Source organism: Nonomuraea sp. NPDC049646 (genome assembly GCF_044465525.1).
Taxonomy (GTDB): domain Bacteria; phylum Actinomycetota; class Actinomycetes; order Streptosporangiales; family Streptosporangiaceae; genus Nonomuraea.
Window position 1 is genome coordinate 487659 of record NZ_JBITLU010000007.1, and the last position, 18922, is coordinate 506580.

Consider the following 18922-nt stretch of genomic DNA (forward strand, 5'->3'; position numbering starts at 1 on the left):
TCCTTCTGAGCATGGCAAAGTCCGAGGATCCAGAGAAGCCGGGGCGCATCAAGCAGCTCCGCATGATCGCGCAGATCATCAAGCAGGCCAATCCCAAGGGGATGCCGATCGTCTTCCTCTCGGCGGTGGGCACGCTGGCTGTGGTCGTCGTGATCGGCCTGGTCACGGACTACCTGTGGTATTCGGTGTTCATCGGCGTCCTGGCCGCGCTCACCGTCGGGCTGGTCGTCTTCGGCCAGCTCGCCCAGAAGGCCCAGTACTCGATCCTGCACGGCCAGACCGGCGCGGCCGCCGCGGTCCTGCAGGGCATGCGGGGCAACTGGCAGGTCACCCCGGCCATCGCGGTCAACCGTGACCAGGACCTGGTCCACCTCGTCGTCGGCTACCCGGGGGTCGTGCTGGTCTCCGAGGGGCCGGGCAACCGGGTGGGCAGGATGCTCGCGGCCGAGAAGAAGCGGGTCGCGCGCGTGGTGCTGGGCGTCGAGATCTACGACATCCAGTGCGGCGACGGCGAGGGCCAGGTGCCGATCGCCAAGCTCCAGCGGCACATCATGAAGCTGCCGCGCAACCTGAAGAAGCCCTCGGTCAACGAGGTCAAGGACCGGCTGCGCTCGCTGCCGAAGAACCTGCCGATGCCGAAGGGCCCGATGCCCAAGGGGGCCCGCATGCCGCGCGGCCCGAAGATGCGCTAGTGCTGTCGGTCTCCTCGCGGGCCAACCGCCACTGGTGGGACGGCAACGCCGACGACTACCAGGTCGAGCACGGCGGCTTCCTGGGGGACACCGGGTTCGTCTGGTGCCCCGAGGGCGTCGACGAGGCCGAGGCGCACCTCCTGGGCGAGGTGCGCGGCCGGCGGGTGCTGGAGATCGGCTGCGGCGCGGCGCAGTGCGCGCGGTGGCTGGTGACGCAGGGGGCCCGGGTGGCCGCCTTCGACATCTCCCACCGGCAGTTGCGCCACTCCCAGCGCATCGACCTCGACACCGGCCTGCGCGTGCCCGTGGCGCAGGCCGACGCCGAGTCGCTGCCGTTCGCGTCCGGCGCCTTCGACCTGGCCTGCTCGGCGTACGGTGCGCTGCCGTTCGTGGCCGACCCGCTGGCGGTCTTCCGCGAGGTGCGCAGGGTGCTGCGGCCGGGCGGCCGGTTCGTGTTCTCGGTGAGCCACCCGATCCGATGGGCCTTCCCCGACGATCCCGGCCCGCGCGGGCTCACCTCCGACCGCTCCTACTTCGACCGCTCGCCCTACGTCGAGCGGGACGACGACGGCACCCCCTCCTACGTCGAGCACCACCGCACGATGGGCGACTGGATCGGCCTGCTGGCCGCCTCCGGGCTGACCCTTACCCGCCTGCTGGAGCCGGAGTGGCCGCAGGGGCACGAGCGGGCGTGGGGCGGCTGGAGCCCGCTGCGCGGCCGGCACCTCCCCGGCACGGCCATCTTCACCTGCGCGAATACCTAGCCGCCAGGGCGGCGAAGACCTCCTTGGGCTCCCAGCGGGTCTCGTCGAGCATCCTGACCACGCCGTAGGAGCCGAGGTCGTCGGCGCCGCGCCGGTTGTAGGCGGCGAAGGTGAACCAGAACGCGGCCGCCAGGCCCTCGGCCTCGAAGACGTCGAGCAACTCCTCCAAGTAGCGGACCTGCTCGCCCTCGTCGGGCACGGCCCCCTCGGGCACCAGGTACGCCGAGCCGCCCCGCTCCCCCGCGCCCTTGTAGGCGCAGGTGCCGAACTCGGTGGCGGCCACCGGCTTGCCGTGGGCGAAGTGGGCGCGCAGCTCCGCCGGGAAGCCGGCGGCGTTGTGGGCGGCGCGGTAGGCGTCGACGCCGACGATGTCGAAGGGCGTCCAGTCGACGAACTCCCACGGGCCCGACGCGTAGGTGAGCCGGCCGCCGAACCGGGCCCTGACCGCCGCGGCGGCCTCGGCCAGGAAGGCGTTGAAGCGGGGCGCGACGTCGGCGGCCGTCGTCTGCCACCAGGCGAGGTCGGCCGTCGTCATGGCCTGCAGGCGCTCGCCGTACGTGGCGCCGGGGATGAAGCCGTGGCAGAACGCGCTGGACTCGCACCCGGCGACCAGCACCACCTCGGCGCCGGCGCGGCGCAGGGACTCGGCGCGGGCGGCGCAGTCGGCGTAGAGGGCGACGGCCTGTTCGGGGGTGGCGTCCACAGGGAAGGGGGCGAACCACACCTCCAGACCGGCCGCCGCGGCCCGCTCGGCCGCGACGGAGAGCCGGTCGGGATCGCCGCCGGAGACGCGGACGGCCGTGCAGTGGAGCTCGTCGGCGATCACCCGCATCTCGCGGGCGACGACGCCGGGATCGAAGGTCCGGCGGCTGAGCTGCGGGCCGTTCAGAAACCCAGTGTCGTAGTTAATCCCTTTTATCACTATTTTCCCTCTTTTATGGATGAGAAGCCGTTTTCGAGGAGGTCGAAGGCCGTCTCGACGTCGTCCGCCAGCAGCCGGCCCGCCTCCTCCAGCGCCGAGCCCGAGACGAGCCGGTGGAAGAACGTCTCCTGCAGCGTGTTGATCGTGGCGGTGATCTGGGCCGCCATGAGCTGGGCGATCAGGCCGCCCGCGGGCGTGCCCATGGCCTCGGCCAGCGCCGCGGCCAATGCGTGCCGCTCCCCCGCATGGGTCTGCTGGACGGCCGCCAGCAGCGCCGGGGCGGCCGCGATCACCCGGACGCGGGTCAGCAGCCCCTCCACGTCCACCTCCCGCGCGCCCCGGGCGGCCATCGACCGGTAGTGCTCGCGCAGCGCGCCGAGCGGCGAGACGCCCGGCGCGCGGCCCGCCACGATCGCCGCCGTGTCCTCGGCGACGCCGTCGAGGGCCAGGCACTCCTTGCTGGGGAAGTACGCGAACAGCGTGACCTTCGCGACCCCGGCCGCCTCGGCGATCTCGTTGACCGTCACCGCGTCGTAGCCGCGCTCGGCGAACAGGCGCAGGGCCGTCTCCGCGATGCGCCGCCGCGTCTGCTCCTTCTTGCGCTCCCTGAGCCCCGCCATCATGGCTCCACGATAACCGTACCGGGTAAGAAAACAAACCCGGTACGGTTTTACTCCGCGGTGCTCATCGGCGCGCGGGCGGCCAGACCGGCGGTGGCGGCCAGCATGGCGGCGCTGAGCGCGAAGACGCCGAGCACGCCGGTCGCCCCCGCCACCACGCCCGCCACGGCGGGAACCAGCACCTGACCCAGCCGGTTGCCGGTCAGGCGCAGCGCCAGCGCCGTGCCGCGCTCGCCCGCCCGCGCGCGACCGGCCACCCAGGACAGCGTCAGCGGCTGGCCCAGCCCCAGCGCGAACCCCATCAGCGCGACGACCGGCACCGCGGCGGCCGTGCCGCACAGCGGCAGCGCGGCGACGGTGACCGCGGCGGCGACGGTGCTGGTCACCAGGACGGCGCGGCGGCCGTACCGCAGGACCAGGCGTTCCATGGCGAGCCTGCTCGCCATGGTGGTGGCGGCCCGCAGCGCCAGCAGCGCGCCCACCGCGACCACCCCGGCGCCGCGGCTCTGCCCCCAGGCCGGCAGGTACGCCAGCACCAGGTCGATCGTGGACACGGTGGCCAGGCTGGTGACCAGGGCCTGCCACATGCCCTCCTGGCCGAGCGTGCCGCGCAGCGGGAAGCGCCGGACGGCGGCCCGCCCGCGCGCCGGGCCCGGCCCGCCGATCCACAGGCTCGCCAGCCCCGCCACCAGCCCGAACCCGGCCGCCACGACGAGGGCGGGCCCGACGGCGGCACCGCTCTGGCCGCCGTCGGCGACGAGCGGGCCGCCGGCCACCAGGGCCGCGGCGGACGGCCCGGCGAGCTGGCCGAGCGAGGTGAACACGGTGAAGCGCGCGTAGGCGCGGTCGTGGCCCCCGGCGGCCACCCGGTTGGCGATGACGGCCTGCTGGGCGACGACCGACAGCAGGTGCCCGAGCCCGAACAGCGCGTTGAGCAGCACCAGCGCCCACAACGAGCGGGCCGCGGCCAGGGCCAGGGCGCTGCCGGTGATCAGCGCGGCGCCCAGCAGGGCCGCGCCGCGCTCGCCGGAGGCGTCCACCCAGCGCCCGACGGAGACGGCCGCGAAGAGCGGCAGCACCGAGAACCCGGCGGTGATGAGCCCGATGCCCAGGTTGCCCGCGCCGATCTCGATGGCCCGGTAGCTGACCATCGGACGGGCCGCGAACGTCGCCGCCTGCACGCACACCGCCGCCACCATGAGCGGGCCGAACCACCGGCCCGCCCCGGCCCGGCCGGTCGTCACATCCGGACGACCACGGTGTTGGACACCCGGTCGTGCACCCCGCGGTGGTCACGGTCCCAGATCAGGGCCGGCAGCGCCAGGCCGAGCAGGACGGTGCGCACCAGCACGGGCAGCAGGCGCGGGGCGCCGCCGTCCATGGCGGCGACGCGGATGCCGGCCAGCCGGTGGCCGAACGTCTGGCCCATGAAGCCGACGAGCAGCAGGTATTGGAGCGCGAACACCAGCACGGGCGCCCACGGGGACTCGGCCGGGTTCATCCTGAGCAGCAGCTGCACGACGAACCAGGTGCAGATCATCCAGTCGACGACGAGCGCGGCGATCCTGCGCCCCCACCCGGCGACCGATCCGCTGCCCTCCTCGGGCAGCCCGAGACGCTCGCCCGGGTATCCGAGGTCGATCCCGGCGGACCGGATGCCGCCCAGCCAGGTCTGCGTCCACCGAGGCTCGTTGCTGCTCATGACGTCAACGGTATCCGGCCCCCGGGCCGGTCGGCATCGTGACCCAACCGCGCTCTGCCCTCGCCATCATGGTCGCCATGCCACACGGGGATGACCTTGACGCGCGCTTCAACGAAGTGGTCGCGCAGATCGACGAGGGCGAGCGCCGCAGGATGCGCTCGTCGGCCGCCAAGGGGGCCAAAGAAGGCGTCGCGCGGCAACGCGCGCCACGCCCGCCGCGGCGGGACCGCTTATCCGCCGGCCACGCGCCGGTCGACCGCGGCCCGCGCCGGCTCGGGCGCATGTCGGTGGCGCTGATCGCGCTGTGCGCGATCGTCGGCGCCGCGGGGGTCGTGGTCACCTACCGTCCCGACCTGCTCGGCGGGAACCCCGGCCTGGAGGCCCTGCCCGTGCCCGCGAACCCCGTGGCGGCGGACGACCCCTTCGCCGGCTCGCCCGCCGAGCGCTACGCCGACGGCGCTGCGGGCTTCGTGATGCCGGCCGCCAAGGCGCTGGGCGGGCTGTCGAAGGCGGACGTGGCCAAGGGCCTGGAACGCACCCGCGCCCTGCTGTCGGCCGCCCTGCTCGACCGCGAGACGCTGCTGGGCGGCCGGCCCAAGGCCTTCGCCCGGCTGCTCGACGCCGACCAGCGCGAGGAGTTCTCCAAGGACCTGGGCGGCAAGAAGTACGACAGCCGCCAGATGGTCAACAGCTTCGCCCCCGGCAGCGCCGAACTCGCCGCCGACGTCGTCAAGGTCAACGGCACCGCCCGCCTCGGCGCCTTCCGGGAGGACGGGATGCACGGCGTCAAGGTCGAGGTGAACTACCTGGCCGTCTACGCCGTGCGCCGCCCCGGCGCGCCGGCCACCACCATGCGGCTGGTCTCGCAGCTCACCGGCGAGGTGCAGCTCTACCGCTCGGACGGCAGGCCGGCCCTGTACGTGAAGTGGGGCATGAGCAGCACCCCGGCCGACTGCGACATCGACGACGGGTTCGTCCATCCCGTCTACGAGGACGACCCGCCCGGTTCCGTCGCGCCGACGGGCCCGGCCACCGACCCCTACGACCTGGACGACCGGCCGGATTTCGACGGAGGCTGCGACACGTCCCAGGGGACGTGACCCTGCGTAACACATGCGAAACAATCGAGACACCGTACGGAAACGGCCGCGCCCTAGCGTCGGCATGATGGCCAGTCCCTCAGGGAGGTTCGAGAGTGTTCAACTCCGCCGACGACGTCCTGAAGTTCATCAGTGACGAAGGGGTGCAGTTCGTCGATGTCAGGTTCACCGACCTGCCGGGGACGACGCACCACTTCACCTTCCCGGTCGAGAACTTCGGCGCGAACGTCTTCACCGACGGGCTCATGTTCGACGGCTCGTCCATCCGCGGCTTCCAGGCGATCCACGAGTCGGACATGCTGCTGCTGCCCGACCCGTCCAGCGCGGTGCTCGACCCGTTCCGCCAGCACAAGACGCTCAACCTCAACTTCTTCGTGCACGACCCGCTGACCGGCGAGGCCTACAGCCGCGACCCGCGCAACGTGGCGCGCAAGGCCGAGGAGTACCTCAAGGGCACCGGCATCGCCGACACGGCCTACTTCGGCCCCGAGGCCGAGTTCTACATCTTCGACGACGTGCGCTTCGAGACCAAGGCGAACGCCGGCTACTACTACATCGACTCCATCGAGGGCGCCTGGAACACCGGCAAGCGGGCCGAGGGCGGCAACCTGGGCTACAAGCCGCGCTACAAGGGCGGCTACTTCCCGGTCCCGCCGATGGACCACTTCACCGACCTGCGCTCGGAGATGGTGCGCAACCTCATCGAGTGCGGCATCGACGTCGAGATGCAGCACCACGAGGTCGGCACGGCGGGCCAGGCGGAGATCGACTTCAGGTTCGGCACGCTGCTCAAGACGGCCGACAACCTGATGCTCTACAAGTACGTCATCAAGAGCACCGCTCTTGAGTACGGCCACACCGTCACGTTCATGCCCAAGCCGATCTTCGGTGACAACGGCTCCGGCATGCACTGCCACCAGTCGCTGTGGAAGGACGGCTCGCCGCTGTTCTACGACGAGGTCGGCTACGCGGGCCTGTCCGACACCGCCCGCTACTACATCGGCGGCCTGCTGCGGCACGCGCCGTCGCTGCTGGCCTTCACCAACCCGACGGTCAACTCCTACCACCGCCTGGTCCCGGGCTACGAGGCCCCGGTCAACCTGGTCTACTCCCAGCGCAACCGCTCGGCCTGCGTGCGCATCCCGATCACGGGGTCCAACCCGAAGGCCAAGCGCATCGAGTTCCGCGTGCCCGACCCGTCGTGCAACCCGTACTTCGCCTTCTCGGCGATGCTGATGGCGGGCATCGACGGCATCCGCAACAAGATCGAGCCGCCGGAGCCGGTCGACAAGGACCTCTACGAGCTGCCGCCGGAGGAGGCCCGCCAGGTGCCGCAGGTGCCGGGCTCGCTGCCCGAGGTGCTCGACGCGCTGGAGGCCGACCACGACTACCTGCTCGAAGGCGGCGTGTTCACGCCCGACCTGATCGAGACGTGGGTGTCGTACAAGCGGGAGAACGAGGTCGACCCGATCCGCCTGCGTCCGCACCCGCACGAGTTCGAGCTGTACTACGACGTGTGAGGCCGCGGTTCCCCCATCGGGAGAACCCGGCTTGAAGGGGCCCGGCGCCGACGACGGCGCCGGGCCCCTTTTCGCTCACCCCTGGGTGACGGAGCCGCCGCGCCCGACGCCTCCGCAACGGGTGGTTACGAGGGATCTGGCGGGGTTTGCGGAACGCGGTTACCTTGATCCCAGATCACGCAACCGGCCATCGGCCGAACGCGCCCGAAGGATCTGGAGGACCGTCATGAGGATCAGACGAGGGCTGTTAGCCGCGGTGCTGGCCGCCGGCGCGCTCTGTCTCGGTTCGACCCCGGCTCACGCCATTCCGCCGCCGCCGCCCGGCGGCGACCTCCTCGTCGTCTTCGCCTACTTCAACGGCGACCAGCTCGTCGGCCAGCGGTGGTTCGGCTGCGGCCAGCCCGCCGGCGAGTGGGGCGTCCTGTCGGGCACCCAGAAGGTCTACTTCACGCCCTGCTGAGCCGTGAGCGGGGGCCGCCCCGTGGTCAGAAGTCGAAGCGGGGCTCCGGCGCGGTGAGGATCTCCGACTTCGGCGACACCGGCCACAGGGCGGTCAGCTCGTCGTAGAGGGCCGTGGCCAGGCGTTCGACGTCCGCGCGGGCCGTCTCGTGCAGGGCCTCGGCCACGATGAGCACCTCGGTGGTGGTGTCGCGGACCGCCGACAGGCCGCTCTGCCGGTTGGTCCAGCGGCGCGCGTGCGCCCGGCCGTCCGCGTCGGCGAAGATCACTTCTCCGGCGGCCGGGTGCTCCGTCTCGCCGGAGAAGGTCAGGTACGTCTCCTCGCCGGAGGCGTACCGCACCTCGACGAAGCCGGAGACGCGGGAGACGTCGAACACCGCCACCGGCACGGCGAAGGCGATCGAGATCGCGTTGCACAGGTCGATCAGGGGATGCAGGCGCGGCAGCGCGCCCTCCTTCCTGAAGCGGCGCAGCAGCGACTCCGACGCGCACCGGTACTGCGTCGGCTTGAGCCCCATCCGGGTGAACGCCCGCCGCCACGCCTGGATCTCGGGCAGCTCGCTCTCGGGGGCGGCGCGCCGGGCGGCCAGGTCGCCGTAGCGGGCCACCTGGTCGTCGACGCGGGCGGCGGCGTCGACGCCCGCCGCGTGGAGCGCGAAGGGCACCAGGTCGGGAAAATCCCGCCAGATGTCCGCGGAATGCTGGAAACGCACTGTCACCTCGCCGGTCGTCTGACTCGTGCGGCTCACGATACTGCGGCGGCCTCCTGGCGTCCCCGCGCGGCATGCCGGGCGCGGGCGGCGGCCAGGGCGTAGCAGCCGAACGTCACCGCCGTCAGGACGGCCGCGGCGAGCAGCGGCCGCCCGACGACGCCCAGCACCGCCACGCCGAGGGTGGCGCCGACCTGCCGGGAGGCGTTCAGCACGCCGCCCGCGGTGCCCGCCGTGCCCGCGGGGGCGGCGTTCACCATGCCGGCCATCAGCGCCGGGAACACGAACGACAGCCCGAACCCCATGACCACCAGCCAGGGCGTGAGCACGTCGGTGAAGGCCACCCCCGCCAGGCCGGTCGCGAGGAGGGCCAGACCGCCCAGGATCGGCGGACGGGGGCCGTAGCGGGCCACCAGGCGGCCGGTGAGCAGCGGGTTCACCGTCATGGGCAGGGTGAGCGGCAGGAAGGCGAGCCCGGCGGCGACCGGGGACAGGTGGCGGGTGTCCTGGAGGAGGAGGGTGAGCACGAACAGCGCGCCGGAGAAGGCGAAGTTGGCGACCGTCCCGGCCAGCAGCTCCGGCCAGGTCGCGGCGAGCAGGCCGCCGGGCAGGGCGGGGGCGTGGCTGCGGCGTTCGACCAGCACCAGCGCCACCAGGACGGCCACGGCCAGCCCGGCGGCGAGCGCGGAGGAGTCGATCAGGGCCTCGGCGACCAGGCCGAGCAGCACGCAGGCCAGGGCCTGGACCTGCCAGTCGATCCGCCGGGACCCGCGCGGGGAGGCGACGTCCCGCATGATCAGCAGGCTGGCCACGGCGAAGGGCACGTTGACCAGGAAGACCGCGCGCCAGCCGGACAGTCCGACCAGGAGGCCGCCGAGCAGGGGGCCGGCGGCGAGCGCCGAGCCGGTGACGGCCGCCCACAGGCCGGTGGCGCGGGCGCGGGCGGCGGGCGCCGGGTGCATCTCGGCGAGCAGCCCCAGCGAGCCGCCGGTGCACAGCGCCGCCGCCACGCCGAGCAGCGCGCGCAGCACGACCAGCACGCCGAGGTCCGGCGCCGCCGCGCTGAGCAGCGACAGCGCGCCGAACAACGCCACCCCGGCCTTGAAGACGCGGGCCGCGCCGAACCGGTCGGCCACGGCTCCGGCGGTGAGCAGCGACGCGGCGAAGGCGACGGTGTAGGCGTTGACCGCCCACTGCTGCCCGGCCAGTGAGCCGCCGAGGGAGGCGCGCAGGTCCGGCAGCGCGATCGTCAGCACGGTGGTGTCGAGGATCACCAGGAAGTAGGCGAGGGAGAAACCGAACATTCGCATGCCCACAGCCTGCTGAAACGCCACTTTTCCCCTCAACAGGCGGCGCCGTACGGGGCATTCGGGAAAACCTTATGCTGCTTTATATGGACTTGCGGCAGTTGAGGGGCTTTGTCGCCGTCGCGGGGGCGGGCACCGTCACCGGCGCGGCGAACGCGCTCGGCCTGGCCCCCGCGTCGGTGTCGGAGCAGGTGCGCAGGCTGGAGGGCAGCCTCGGCGTGCCGCTGTTCGAGCGCACGCCCCAGGGCATGCGGCTGACCGAGGCCGGCGCCGCGCTGCTCGGCCGCGCGCAGGGCCTGCTCGACCACGCCGAGGAGGTGCGCCGCGCGGTCACCGGCCGGCGCCGCCGGGTGCGCGTCGGCGCGCTGGAGATGCTGGCCGCCGCCCGGCTGCCCGCCGTGCTGCGCCGCCTGTCCGAACGCCGTCCCGACCTGGACGTGGACGTGCGCTCCCTGATGCGGCACGACCTGCTGGCCCAGGTGGCCTCCGGCGACCTGGACGCGGCGCTCCTGCTCGACCTCGGCCCGCGGATCGGCGGCCTCGGCTTCACCCCGCCGCCCAGCATGGACTTCCTCGACGTCGGCGAGGTCGCGCTGTCGCTGGTCGCCGCGCCGGACGGCGAGCGGGAGCCGCTGCTGGTGAGCCCGCCCGGCTGCTCGATCCGGCTCGCGGCCGACCAGGCGTTCGGCCCGGACGTGCCGCGCAGGGAGCTGACCAGCATCGCCACCGCCCGCGAGTGGGCCCGGCAGGGCTTCGGGCAGGCCCTGCTGCCGGACTTCGCGCTGGGCGCCGACCTCGACTCCGGCGCGCTGGTCGCGCTCGACTGCCGGGCGCCCGCGCTGGCCCTGCGCCTGGTCTGGCTGCGCGGGCGCGAGGAGTCGCTGCGGGACGTGCTGTACGCCATGAGCGCCTGACCCGTCTACCGGTCCTTGCGCCGGGCCTTGATGCCGGTGATGCGGCGGAACACGTCCCACCAGAAGGGGGCGCCGAACAGCAGGGCCACGTACGTCAGCAGGTAGCCGGGCCAGTGGCTGGGGGTGGTGAGCCGGCTCCACCAGGCGGCGCCGTTCCAGTGCAGCGTGGGGTCGCCCTCGGCCGGGATGGCGATGCTGACCAGCGCGTGCTGGAGCATCTGGACCATCGCGGGCTCGCTGAGCGTCTCGGTGATGCACGGCACGGGGTCGGACCCGCCGCACCGTGCCTTGAGCTCGTCGTAGGCCGCCGGGCCCGCCTCGGCCACGGCGGTCACCGAGGCGCGGAAGGCGTTGTCGCGCAGCAGCGTCTTGCCGTACTCCAGGCCGTCCATGGTGAACAGCAGCGTGACCAGGAGGCCGAGGACGGCCACCACCCACTTGACGTAGCGCTTGTACAACATCGACAGGCGTTCCATCTCGCCGTCGAACCAGGTCTCGACGCCCTGCCTGAACCGGTCGAGGTCGCGCTGCGCGGTCTCCCAGACGCCGCGCAGGTGGCCGTACAGGGGGCTGCCCATCTCCTTGAGCTTGGCCAGGAAGCCCTCGACGCCCTCGGGCTCGGCGGCCGCCATCTCCATCAGGGCGACGGCGAAGCGCCCCGGCGGGATGTTGGCGATGCTCGTCCGGCCCTTCGTCGGGTGGTCGATCTCCTGGACGCGTTCGTACAGCAGCTTGACCATGGCGTCCTGCGCCTTGGGCTCGGCGACCGGCAGCGTGCCGGGCTCGGCGGGCGCGGGCTGGTCGCTGTGGGCCGGCCGGGGATCGCGGGAGAACGGCAGCGCGGCGAACACGTCGCGCACCTTGGCGGGCAGCCACGACCTGCCCTGCGCGTCGGCGCCGTCGAGGGTGTCCCGCAGGTAGGCCCACAGGAACTTGCTGCGGATCGCGAGCAGGCGCACGAACGCCTCGTTGACCCCGCTCACCAGCAGTGAGAGCAGCAGGAACGACACCACCAGGCCGAGGGCCAGGTCCACGTAAACGGATAACACCTGCGCCTTGATACACCCGGCCGCGGACCGGGATCAACCCCCGTAGAAGACGCGCTCGACGACCTGGCGGGCGCGGCGGGTGACGCGACGGTAGTCGTCGAGGAAGTCCTCCGAGCCGTCGGGCGGGTAGCCGAGCGTACGGGCGATGAGCCGGCGCTCCCCCGCCTCGGCCGGCACGCTGTCCCCCGGCCTGCCCCTGACCAGCATGATCGCGTCGCGGACCCTGGAGGCGAACCGCCACGCCTCGGCCAGCACGCGCTCGTCGGCCGGGTCGAGCAGCCCCTCGGCCGCCGCCGCGCGCAGCGCCGCGACGGTACGGGTGGTGCGCAGGGCCGGCACGCCGCCGGCGTGGCAGAGCTGGAGGAGCTGGGCCACCCACTCCACGTCCGACAGCCCGCCGGGGCCGAGCTTGGTGTGCAGGGCGGGATCGGCGCCGCGCGGCAGCCGCTCGGCCTCCATGCGCGCCTTGAGCCGCCTGATCTCCCTGATCGCGTCCTCGGGCAGCCCGCCGGCCGGGTATCGCAGCTCGTCGATCATCGACGTGAACGCGTCGCCGAGCGAGGCGTCGCCGGCCGAGAAGCGGGCGCGCAGCAGCGCCTGCGCCTCCCACGGCGAGGACCAGCGGGCGTAGTAGGCGCGGTAGGAGGCCAGCGTGCGCACCAGCGGCCCCTGGCGGCCCTCGGGGCGCAGGTCGGGGTCGATGAGCAGCGGCGGGTCGGGCGCGGGCAGCGACAGCAGCCGGCGCAGCTCGTTGGCCACGGCGAAGGCGGCGTCGGTGGCCTCCCGCTCCTCGACGCCGGGCAGCGGCGAGTGCACGAACATCACGTCGGCGTCGCTGGCGTACGAGCACTCCATGCCGCCGAGCCGGCCCATGGCGATGACCGCGAACCTGGTCACGTCCTGGGCCTTGGCCAGCGCGGCGTCGAGCGCGGCCTGCAGGGTCACGTCGGTGAGCGTCGACAGGGCCGTGCCGACGGCCTCGATGTCGAGCAGCCCCGAGATGTCGGCGACGGCCGTGCGGAACAGCTCCCTGCGGCGCAGCCCGCGCACGGCCGCCACCGCGGTCTCCGGGTCGCCGGCGTGCCGGGACACCGCGGCCGACGCCTCGCCGCGCAGCGACTCGGGCGAGCGCACGGCCAGCTCGGTGTCGGAGCCGAGCATCGCGACCGCGTCGGGGGCGTGCATGAGCAGGCCGGTGGCGTAGCGGCCGGTGCCGAGCACCCGCGCCATGCGGGCGGCCACCGCCGTCTCGTCGCGCAGCAGCCGCAGGTACCAGGGGGTGCTGCCGAGCTTGTCGCTGACCTGGCGGAAGCCGAGCAGCGCCGCGTCGGGGTCGGGCGTGTCGGCGAACCAGCCGAGCATGACGGGCAGCAGCGTGCGCTGGATGGCCGCGCGCCTGGACACGCCCGTGGACAGCGCGGCGATGTGCCGCAGCGCGCCGTTGGGGTCGACGTAGCCGAGCGCCTCCAGCCGGGCCGCCGCCGCGGCCGTGGACAGCCGCGCCTCCGACTCCGGCAGCCGGGCCACCGCCTGGAGCAGCGGCCGGTAGAACAGCTTCTCGTGCAGCCGCCGCGCCTCCATGGCGTGCCGCCGCCACCGGGCGGTGAACTCCCCCACCGGGTCGGCCTGCATGCCGAGGGCGCGGCCGAGCCTGCGCAGGTCGGCCTCGTCGGTGGGCAGCAGGTGCGTACGCCGCAGCCGGTGGAGCTGCAACAGGTGCTCGACCCGGCGCAGGAACGCGTACGCCTCGGCGAGCCCGCGCGAGTCGTCGCGGCCGACGTAGCCGCCGCGGGAGAGGGCGGCCAGGGCCGGAAGGGTGCCCCGGCGGCGCAGCAGCGGGTCGAGCCTGCCGTGCACGAGCTGCAGGAGCTGGACGGCGAACTCGATGTCGCGCAGCCCGCCGGGCCCCAGCTTGAGCTGCCGCTCCCCCTCGGCGCGCACGTGCGACTCGACGCGGCGGCGCATGGCCTGGACGTCCTCGACGAAGTGCTCGCGGGTGGCGGCCGTCCAGACCAGGTCGTTGACCGCCTGGACGTAGGACTCGCCGAGCTCCTGGTCGCCCGCCACCGGACGGGCCTTGAGCAGCGCCTGGAACTCCCAGGTCTTGGCCCAGCGGCGGTAGTAGGCCAGGTGGCTGGCCAGGGTGCGGACCAGCGGGCCGGACCGCCCCTCGGGGCGCAGGCCGGCGTCGACCTCCCACAGCGAGCCCTCCTGGGTGGCCGCCGTGCAGGCCCGCATCATGGCCTGGGCCAGCCGGGTCGCCGACCGCAGCGCCTTGGTCTCGTCGGCGCCCTCGCGCGGCTCGGCGACGAAGATCACGTCGACGTCGCTGATGTAGTTGAGCTCGCGCGCGCCGCACTTGCCCATGCCGATGACCGCCAGGCGCGCCTCGGAGTCGTCGACCTCGGCGCGGGCGATCGCCAGGGCGGCCTCCAGCGCCGCGCCGGCCAGGTCGGACAGCTCGGCCATGACCTCCGGGAGCGTGGCCTGCCCGGTCAGGTCGCGGGCGGCCAGGTGCATGAGCCGGCCCCGGTAGGCCACCCGCAGCGCCACCAGCGGGTCGGGGGCGCCGGCGCGCGGCTCGGGCTCGTCCGGCTCGGCGCCGACGGCGCGCAGCAGCGCGGCGCGCGCCTCGCCCAGCTCGGGCTCGGCCAGCAGGGCCGTCTGGCCGGGGTGGCGGACCAGGTGCTCGCCGAGCGCGGCGCTGACGCCGAGCACGGCGAACAGGCGCGCCCTGAGCCGCTCGTCCTCTCGCACCGCGGTCAGGACGGCCGGCTCGCGCTCGGCCAGGCGGGTCAGCGAGACCAGGGCCTGGTCCGGATCGGCCACGGCGACCAGGAACTCCAGGAGGTCGTCGAGGTCGGCGGGGGTGCGGTCGAGCAGTTGCGCGGCCCTGGCGCCGTCGGCGAAGCCGAGCTTGGCCAGGCGTGCGGCGGTCGATTCGATCCTGGGCACCTGCTCATCTTGACAGGTGGCTTCGGGAAGGCCGTAGAGTACAACGCAACGTAGCGTTGCGTTTTGCTGAGGAGGGGGACGACATGAGCCGGATGCCCGCGGCGGTGACCTGGGGATTGCTGGCGGCCTGGGCCGTGCACGACGCCGAGGAGCTGGCGACCATGGCGGGATGGGCGCGGCGGGCCCGTCCCCGGCTGGAGCGGATGTACCCGGGGGTGCCGTGGGAGCGGCTGGAGGTGTCGCAGGCGCGGGTGAACGTGGCGATCGGGCTGATGGGCGGCGTGGTGGCGGGGGCCTCGGCACTGGGGGCGCGCAGCGGCGGGCGCAGCCCGGTGTTCCAGGCGGTGCTGGCCGGGTTCGGGCTGCACGGCGTCGTCCACCTGGCGCAGGCGGTCGCCACGCGCGGGTACACGCCCGGGGTGGCGACGGCGCCGCTGGTGGTGATCCCGTTCTCGGCGTGGGCGTGGCGGCGGCTGCGGCGGGCGGGGGCGGTGGCGGCCCCGGGGCGGTCGGCCGCGTTCGGGCTCGCGGCGCTGCCGCTGACGGTGGGGGGCGTGCACGCGGCCGCCCACCTGCTCACCCGCCGCCGCACGCGGGCCGCCGAGCCGTCGGCCGCGGACGGCCTCGGCCGCGACCGCTGGTTCTGACCCGCACCGACGCCACGCCGTCCGGCCCGAGCCGGGTGGCCATGCCGGACAGTGGGGGCGGTGAGGCTGCGGGTTCCGGGGCGGTGGGTTCCCGGGGGGCGTCAGGCTGGGCGGGAGGCTTCGGCTGCCTGGGCGACCACCTGGGCGAACGCCTCCGCGACCGGGCGCCAGGTCGCGACCAGGGCGGGCCCGGCGGCCTTGACGGCGGCGTTCAGGTCCTCGGCCGCCTCCAGGTCCGACTCCGCCGTCCAGGAGGTGAAGATCTCCGGGGTGGCCTCGGGGTGGAACTGCACCGCCCAGGCGCGCTCGCCGACCCGGTAGGCCTGGTTCGGGTACCGGTCGCCGGTCATCAGCGGCACCGCGCCCGCCGGCAGACGGGTCATGGCGTCCTGGTGGTACTGGACGGCGACGGCCCTGGCCGGGACGCCCGACAGCAGCCGGTCGGAGGCCGCGGCGGGCAGCGCGACCACCTCGCACGCCCCCACCTCCAGGCCGTTCCCGCCGCGCTCGACCGTGCCGCCGAGCGCCATGGTGAGAAGCTGGGCGCCGAGGCAGATGCCGAGCGTGGGCGTGCCCTCCTCCACGGCGCGACGCAGCAGGGCGCGGGTGGCGGGCTGCCAGGGGCTGCGCTCGTCCTCCCAGGCGGCCGCGGCGCCGCCGAGCACGATCAGGCCGTCGGCGGCCCGCTCCGGCACCGGCTCGCCCTGGTACGGCCGTACGACGTCGCAGATGGGCCCCAGCCAGTCCGCCAGGTGGCCGAGCCCGGCGCCGGCCTCGTGCTCGATCACGGTGATGCGCATATCGGGTAATTTATCCGCATTTTCTGGCGAAAAAGCCCTTACGCCCGTCCTGCGAAGTGCTCACGCGAAGGGCGGTGATCCCCGGCCCCGGACGGCGTCCCTAGGATCCGGCTATGAGATTCGACGAAGTGGACGGGCTCCGCGTCGCCACGTTCGGCACCGGCCCCCGCAAGGTCATCGCGGTCCACGGCATCAGCGCCTCGCTGATGGCCTGGGGCGCGGTCGGGCGGCGGCTGCCCGAGGAATGGTCGCTGATCGCGATGGACCTGCGCGGCCGCGGTCACAGCGCCTCCCTGCCCGGCCCGTACGGGCTGCCCCGGCACGCCGAGGACGTCCTGCGCGTCGCCGAGCACGTCGGCGCGGGCCCGGACGCGGTGCTGGCCGGCCATTCGATGGGCGCGTACGTGGCCGTGCTGGCCGGGGCCGAACGCGACTTCGAGCGGGTCGTCCTGGTGGACGGCGGCCTCCCGCTGCCCCTGCCCGAGGGCGAGGACCCCGACGCCGCGCTGGCGGCCACGCTGGGCCCCGCGCTGGCCCGGTTGCGCCGGACGTTCGCGACCCCGGAGGAGTACGTGGACTTCTTCAAGGCCCACCCCGCCTTCGTCGGCCGCTGGAGCCCCGACGTGGAGGCGTACGTGCGCTACGACCTCGACGGACCCGAGGGCGCGCTGCGCTCGCGGGCGGTCGGCGAGGCCGTGATGGCGGACGGGCGCTGGATGCGCACCGAGAGCACCCGGATCGGCGCCGCGCTGGCCGCGATCAAGGCGCCGACCTTCCTGCTCAGGGCCCCGCGCGGCCTGCTGAACCAGGACACCGGCATGCTCCCCGACGAGGTCGCCCGCACCTGGACCGCCCGCGTGCCCGGCCTGCGCGACGAGGTCGTGCCCGACTGCAACCACTACACGATCCTGTTCGACGAGCAGCCGGTGACGACCGTCCTGGAACGGATCACCGGGGCATGAGAAAGGCCCCCGAGCCGAGCTCGGGGGCCGTCCTGATGCGCAGGTCAGCGTGGAGCGATCCACGTGGCGCGGGCGGCGGCCACCAGGGTGCCGTCGTCCTCGTAGATGCCGCTCTCGCCGTACATCTTGCGGCCGTCGCGGCCGGTCGGACGGGCCACGACGGAGTAGCGGCCACCCGGCAGCACCGGGCCGCCGATCTGCACGACCAGGCGGCCGAGCAGGGCCGACTCGCCGGGGCCGAAGTGCGCCCAGCCGGTGATGCAGTCGAGCACCGCGCCGATGATCGAGGCGGGCACGCCGTCCTCGCCGCTCACCGTGAACGGCACCCGCCAGCCGGCGGCGACCAGGTCGGAGCCCTCCACCGGGCCGGGGAAGATGCGCAGGCCGTCGCCCGGCTCGCGCAGGCCGCAGGCGAAGCACTCGGCGAACGGGTGGGCCTTGAGGCCGACGAACCCGGCCTCGGCGCGGGCGGCGTCGGTGAACGGCACGAAGCCGGGCCCGGTCAGGGTCTCGGCGACGGGGATGGCCTCGACCAGGACCTTGTCGCCGTCGGACAGCGAGACGCTGTTGGCGACGTGCTCCAGGCGCAGCTCGGTCTCCAGGGGCGTGGGCGCGTGCAGCGTGACCTCGACCGCTGATCGGCCGCCGTTCAGCGCCTCTGCCATGGTGCCCGCGATCCAGCCGCCGTTGGCGACTCCCACCGGGCCCCGGAAACGCTCGGGAACGGTCAACACGGTCTGCAGGGCAGCCGTCGTCATGCCACACCCTCCAATATCGCCCCAGAAGGCGAGAAGTCCGGAAATATCGTAAAGAGTAGGCCGATTTTACTGGACTCCCGGATTACCACGATGCTGGGGGTCCCTGACCGACGGCCGACTCATGCCATAACGCCACAGGCGTGGCCGAAACTTCCCCGGCCGCCCCCGGCCGTCCCCTCCCAGGGTCGGCGCCGTCCATGGCACGGATGTGACTCGGGGGTGAGGAACAACGAAAATCGGCCCCAACCCGGAGCCGTATCTGTATCCGGGGTGAGACCGATCAAGGCGTCGCCAGTACCTTATCCCGTGATTTCCCCGCCCCGGGCCCATTCCCGGTGAATCCCGTCGGACCGTTCCGGCGGCCGGGCCCGCTCGCCGCGCGCTCCCGCGCCCTATGCTGGCGCGAACAGGGGTCGAAGCGAATCCGATCGGGCGGGGTGGGTCTGTGCAGCGGGCGACGTTACGCTTTCCGCCCGGGTCGCTGGTCGTGCTGACCGGGCTGCCCGGCGCCGGCAAGACCACGCTGCTGCGCCGTCTGTACGGCCTCCACGGCGCCGAGAGCGCGCCCGTCGCCGCCGACGCGGTCGTGGTGATCGACTCGGGGCAGTCCCGCCTGCGCTGGGACGGCCGCATCCCCTGGGCCCCACGTCCGGTGCGCCGCGCCGTGGTGTTCGCCACCCACCTGAGCCGCATCAGCCGGGCGCTGGCCGGCGGGCGGGCGGTTCTCGCGCACAACCGGGGCTGCGCCACGTACGTGCTGAGGGGGTTCGCCTGGCTGGCCCGCAGGCAGCGGGCGAGCTTCCACCTGCTGCTGCTCGACGCGCCGCCGGAGGTGGCGGTCGCCGGGCAGCACGCCAGGGGCCGGGTGGTCGCGCCCCGCACGTTCGCCCGCCACCGCCGCCGCTGGGAGAGCCTGCTGGCGCGGGTGACCGGCGGCGACCCGGCCCCGGCCGTCAGCGCGCACGTGCTCACCCGGGCCGAGGCCGACCTGCTGGAGCACATCGTCTTCGACAGCGCCGACCGCGCCCCCGCCGACTGACG

Annotated in this window: 19 protein-coding genes; 9 read left to right on the plus strand and 10 right to left on the minus strand. The window is 73.8% G+C overall.

Annotated elements, in window-relative coordinates; all coding sequences use genetic code 11:
* Window positions 1-11: 11 nt before the first annotated feature.
* Both ACIBQ8_RS23570 and ACIBQ8_RS23575 read left to right on the plus strand, forming a co-directional pair.
* Window positions 12-692 carry a DUF4191 domain-containing protein gene (locus tag ACIBQ8_RS23570; RefSeq protein ID WP_397171093.1) on the plus strand — a complete coding sequence of 227 codons (681 nt, stop codon included), beginning with the start codon at window positions 12-14 and terminating at the stop codon, window positions 690-692.
* A complete protein-coding gene (locus tag ACIBQ8_RS23575; RefSeq protein WP_397171091.1) occupies window positions 692-1456 on the plus strand; it encodes a class I SAM-dependent methyltransferase in 765 nt (254 codons plus the stop codon). The genes ACIBQ8_RS23570 and ACIBQ8_RS23575 overlap by 1 nt, the downstream gene beginning before the upstream one ends.
* Here ACIBQ8_RS23575 and ACIBQ8_RS23580 read toward each other — a convergent pair.
* From ACIBQ8_RS23580 to ACIBQ8_RS23595, 4 genes are read right to left on the minus strand one after another with little or no spacing between them, the layout of a single operon-like run.
* A complete protein-coding gene (locus ACIBQ8_RS23580; RefSeq protein ID WP_397192962.1) occupies window positions 1437-2378 on the minus strand; it encodes a hypothetical protein in 942 nt (313 codons plus the stop codon). The genes ACIBQ8_RS23575 and ACIBQ8_RS23580 overlap by 20 nt on opposite strands.
* Window positions 2378-3001, minus strand: coding sequence for a TetR/AcrR family transcriptional regulator (locus tag ACIBQ8_RS23585; RefSeq protein ID WP_397192963.1), 624 nt, complete (start codon window positions 2999-3001; stop codon window positions 2378-2380). Before ACIBQ8_RS23585 ends, ACIBQ8_RS23580 begins: the two co-directional genes overlap by 1 nt.
* A 47-nt stretch (window positions 3002-3048) precedes the next feature.
* A complete protein-coding gene (locus tag ACIBQ8_RS23590; protein ID WP_397192964.1) occupies window positions 3049-4242 on the minus strand; it encodes an MFS transporter in 1194 nt (397 codons plus the stop codon).
* Window positions 4239-4700 (minus strand): RDD family protein, encoded by a 462-nt coding sequence (locus ACIBQ8_RS23595; RefSeq protein WP_397171085.1) that lies wholly within the window; start codon window positions 4698-4700, stop codon window positions 4239-4241. The genes ACIBQ8_RS23590 and ACIBQ8_RS23595 overlap by 4 nt, the downstream gene beginning before the upstream one ends.
* A 77-nt stretch (window positions 4701-4777) precedes the next feature.
* Between ACIBQ8_RS23595 and ACIBQ8_RS23600 the strand changes: the two genes are divergently transcribed.
* From ACIBQ8_RS23600 to ACIBQ8_RS23610, 3 genes are all read left to right on the plus strand, one after another.
* Window positions 4778-5800: a hypothetical protein gene (locus ACIBQ8_RS23600; RefSeq protein WP_397192965.1), complete on the plus strand. Its 1023-nt coding sequence runs from the start codon at window positions 4778-4780 to the stop codon at window positions 5798-5800.
* 95 nt (window positions 5801-5895) lie between these two features.
* Window positions 5896-7320: a type I glutamate--ammonia ligase gene (glnA, locus tag ACIBQ8_RS23605; RefSeq protein WP_352323044.1), complete on the plus strand. Its 1425-nt coding sequence runs from the start codon at window positions 5896-5898 to the stop codon at window positions 7318-7320.
* A 226-nt stretch (window positions 7321-7546) separates the two neighbouring features.
* A complete protein-coding gene (locus ACIBQ8_RS23610; RefSeq protein ID WP_352353417.1) occupies window positions 7547-7780 on the plus strand; it encodes a hypothetical protein in 234 nt (77 codons plus the stop codon).
* 25 nt (window positions 7781-7805) lie between these two features.
* Here ACIBQ8_RS23610 and ACIBQ8_RS23615 read toward each other — a convergent pair whose 3' ends face one another.
* Window positions 7806-8528 carry a B3/4 domain-containing protein gene (locus ACIBQ8_RS23615; protein ID WP_397171081.1) on the minus strand — a complete coding sequence of 241 codons (723 nt, stop codon included), beginning with the start codon at window positions 8526-8528 and terminating at the stop codon, window positions 7806-7808.
* The gene (locus tag ACIBQ8_RS23620) at window positions 8525-9799 is read right to left on the minus strand and encodes an MFS transporter (protein ID WP_397171079.1); all 1275 of its coding nucleotides are present in this window, start codon (window positions 9797-9799) and stop codon (window positions 8525-8527) included. Before ACIBQ8_RS23620 ends, ACIBQ8_RS23615 begins: the two co-directional genes overlap by 4 nt.
* A gap of 83 nt (window positions 9800-9882) precedes the next feature.
* On the opposite strand from ACIBQ8_RS23620, the gene ACIBQ8_RS23625 reads away from it, so the two are divergent.
* Window positions 9883-10710 carry a LysR family transcriptional regulator gene (locus tag ACIBQ8_RS23625; RefSeq protein ID WP_397192966.1) on the plus strand — a complete coding sequence of 276 codons (828 nt, stop codon included), beginning with the start codon at window positions 9883-9885 and terminating at the stop codon, window positions 10708-10710.
* Between the two features lie 5 nt (window positions 10711-10715).
* On the opposite strand, the gene ACIBQ8_RS23630 is transcribed toward ACIBQ8_RS23625, so the two are convergent.
* Both ACIBQ8_RS23630 and ACIBQ8_RS23635 read right to left on the minus strand, forming a co-directional pair.
* Window positions 10716-11759 carry a hypothetical protein gene (locus ACIBQ8_RS23630; protein ID WP_397192967.1) on the minus strand — a complete coding sequence of 348 codons (1044 nt, stop codon included), beginning with the start codon at window positions 11757-11759 and terminating at the stop codon, window positions 10716-10718.
* A 33-nt stretch (window positions 11760-11792) separates the two neighbouring features.
* Window positions 11793-14714 (minus strand): bifunctional [glutamine synthetase] adenylyltransferase/[glutamine synthetase]-adenylyl-L-tyrosine phosphorylase, encoded by a 2922-nt coding sequence (locus ACIBQ8_RS23635; protein ID WP_397171074.1) that lies wholly within the window; start codon window positions 14712-14714, stop codon window positions 11793-11795.
* Window positions 14715-14797: 83 nt separating this feature from the next.
* Here ACIBQ8_RS23635 and ACIBQ8_RS23640 point away from each other — a divergent pair, with 83 nt between their 5' ends.
* Window positions 14798-15361 (plus strand): HXXEE domain-containing protein, encoded by a 564-nt coding sequence (locus ACIBQ8_RS23640; protein ID WP_397192968.1) that lies wholly within the window; start codon window positions 14798-14800, stop codon window positions 15359-15361.
* Between the two features lie 101 nt (window positions 15362-15462).
* Here ACIBQ8_RS23640 and ACIBQ8_RS23645 read toward each other — a convergent pair whose 3' ends face one another.
* Complete coding sequence (locus ACIBQ8_RS23645; RefSeq protein WP_397192969.1) at window positions 15463-16161, minus strand: type 1 glutamine amidotransferase; 699 nt, start codon at window positions 16159-16161, stop codon at window positions 15463-15465.
* Window positions 16162-16274: 113 nt separating this feature from the next.
* Between ACIBQ8_RS23645 and ACIBQ8_RS23650 the strand changes: the two genes are divergently transcribed.
* Entirely contained in the window at window positions 16275-17123 is an 849-nt protein-coding gene (locus ACIBQ8_RS23650) for an alpha/beta fold hydrolase (protein WP_397192970.1), read from the plus strand.
* Between the two features lie 44 nt (window positions 17124-17167).
* Here ACIBQ8_RS23650 and ACIBQ8_RS23655 read toward each other — a convergent pair whose 3' ends face one another.
* The gene (locus tag ACIBQ8_RS23655; RefSeq protein ID WP_397171067.1) at window positions 17168-17881 is read right to left on the minus strand and encodes a PaaI family thioesterase; all 714 of its coding nucleotides are present in this window, start codon (window positions 17879-17881) and stop codon (window positions 17168-17170) included.
* Between the two features lie 445 nt (window positions 17882-18326).
* On the opposite strand from ACIBQ8_RS23655, the gene ACIBQ8_RS23660 reads away from it, so the two are divergent.
* Window positions 18327-18920, plus strand: a complete 594-nt coding sequence (locus ACIBQ8_RS23660) for an AAA family ATPase (RefSeq protein WP_397171065.1) — start codon at window positions 18327-18329, stop codon at window positions 18918-18920.
* The last annotated feature ends 2 nt before the right edge of the window (window positions 18921-18922 follow it).

What these genes read in the sequence shown, in the direction of transcription:
- ACIBQ8_RS23570 (WP_397171093.1), top strand. Translation starts at nt 12, where the DNA reads ATGGCAAAGTCCGAGGATCCAGAGAAGCCGGGGCGCATCAAGCAGCTC.
- ACIBQ8_RS23585 (WP_397192963.1), bottom strand. Translation starts at nt 3,001, where the DNA reads ATGATGGCGGGGCTCAGGGAGCGCAAGAAGGAGCAGACGCGGCGGCGC.
- ACIBQ8_RS23595 (WP_397171085.1), bottom strand. Translation starts at nt 4,700, where the DNA reads ATGAGCAGCAACGAGCCTCGGTGGACGCAGACCTGGCTGGGCGGCATC.
- ACIBQ8_RS23600 (WP_397192965.1), top strand. Translation starts at nt 4,778, where the DNA reads ATGCCACACGGGGATGACCTTGACGCGCGCTTCAACGAAGTGGTCGCG.
- ACIBQ8_RS23610 (WP_352353417.1), top strand. Translation starts at nt 7,547, where the DNA reads ATGAGGATCAGACGAGGGCTGTTAGCCGCGGTGCTGGCCGCCGGCGCG.
- ACIBQ8_RS23620 (WP_397171079.1), bottom strand. Translation starts at nt 9,799, where the DNA reads ATGCGAATGTTCGGTTTCTCCCTCGCCTACTTCCTGGTGATCCTCGAC.
- ACIBQ8_RS23625 (WP_397192966.1), top strand. Translation starts at nt 9,883, where the DNA reads ATGGACTTGCGGCAGTTGAGGGGCTTTGTCGCCGTCGCGGGGGCGGGC.
- ACIBQ8_RS23640 (WP_397192968.1), top strand. Translation starts at nt 14,798, where the DNA reads ATGAGCCGGATGCCCGCGGCGGTGACCTGGGGATTGCTGGCGGCCTGG.
- ACIBQ8_RS23645 (WP_397192969.1), bottom strand. Translation starts at nt 16,161, where the DNA reads ATGCGCATCACCGTGATCGAGCACGAGGCCGGCGCCGGGCTCGGCCAC.
- ACIBQ8_RS23650 (WP_397192970.1), top strand. Translation starts at nt 16,275, where the DNA reads ATGAGATTCGACGAAGTGGACGGGCTCCGCGTCGCCACGTTCGGCACC.
- ACIBQ8_RS23655 (WP_397171067.1), bottom strand. Translation starts at nt 17,881, where the DNA reads ATGACGACGGCTGCCCTGCAGACCGTGTTGACCGTTCCCGAGCGTTTC.